Below are 1,164 nucleotides of genomic sequence, written 5' to 3'. Positions count from 1 at the left end.
TGACCTGCCCCCCAAGGCTCCCTCATTCATAACGAGAGTTTGCGGGTTTGGATTTCATATTCCTCGGTTTCAGTTTGGGCAAGCGCGTCGTGCGCGGAGCCCTCAAGTTGCTCAAGCGCTCGTCGCGCTTCAGCGGGTTTTTGGTTCTCTAGTGATGAGTGCGGTCTGACGTTGTTGTAATCGTATCGCCAGAGCGCCAACTTGCGGCGGGCGTCGTCCAAGCTGTCGAACCATTCTTCGTTCAGCAACTCGTCGCGCAAGCTGCCGTTGAATGATTCAATGAAGGCATTCTGCTGAGGTTTGCCCGGATCAATGTAATGCCATTTGACATCATTCTCATTGGCCCATTTCAGGATTGCACGACTTGTGAACTCCGTCCCATTATCGCTGACATTGCTGGCTGGCTTGCCATAGATCCGCACAAGCGCGTCCAGTTCACGGGCAACCCGCGCTCCTGAGATGCTGGTGTCGGCCATCAGGCACAGGTTCTCACGACAGCAATCGTCATTCACAGCGAGGATGCGGAACTTGCGGGACACGCCAAACGTATCGGATAGGAAGTCGAGCGACCAACGTTCTCCTGGCCGCAACGCCACTGGCATTGGCGTCCGCGATCCACGCGCCCGCTTTCTACCCCTTCGTCGCCTGACACCCAGCTTCTCTTCCGTATAGAGACGGTACAGCTTCTTGTGGTTCATGATCATGCCTTTACGTTCCAGCATCACACCGATCCGCCGATAACCAAACCGAGGACGCTTGTGCGCGACCGCCTTCATCTCGACACGTATTTCTGGATTGTCAGGCGGACGATCACGCCTGACAGTTTTAGGATCAACACCAACAAGACGGCAGGCCCGGCGCTGCGAGATATCATGATCTCGCATTGCCCGAAGCGCTGCCGCTCGTCGCTCGTTTGGCGTTGTCAGTTCTTTCCCAGCAGGTCTTTCAGAACGGCGTTGTCCAGTATCGTGTCGGCCAGCAGGCGTTTCAATTTCGCATTCTCGTCCGTGACCGCACGCAGCTTAGCCGCATCCGACACTTCCATGCCCCCGTACTGAGATTTGAACTTGTAGAACGTCCCTTGGCTGAGGCCGTGCTTGCGACACACATCCGCAGTCGGCATCCCAGCTTCTTGCTCTTTGATCATCCCAATAATCTGGGCTT

Annotated in this window: 1 protein-coding gene; it reads right to left on the bottom strand. The window is 55.8% G+C overall.

All coding sequences use genetic code 11. From position 1 onward, the window contains the following. Positions 1-26: 26 nt before the first annotated feature. Positions 27-1,164 (bottom strand): IS3 family transposase gene (locus ABYT07_RS21330; RefSeq protein WP_372993996.1). Its coding sequence is split into 2 segments (ribosomal slippage), with 1,139 coding nucleotides annotated over them: positions 27-937 and positions 937-1,164; the frame shifts between segments, so codons are not numbered across the junction. This gene is flagged as partial in the annotation.

Origin of the sequence: Sulfitobacter sp., assembly GCF_041552635.1 — a bacterium.
Classification (GTDB): Bacteria; Pseudomonadota; Alphaproteobacteria; order Rhodobacterales; family Rhodobacteraceae; genus Sulfitobacter.
The sequence above is the reverse complement of the archived record's forward strand: the minus strand, read 5'-3'. Positions and strand labels throughout refer to the sequence as shown.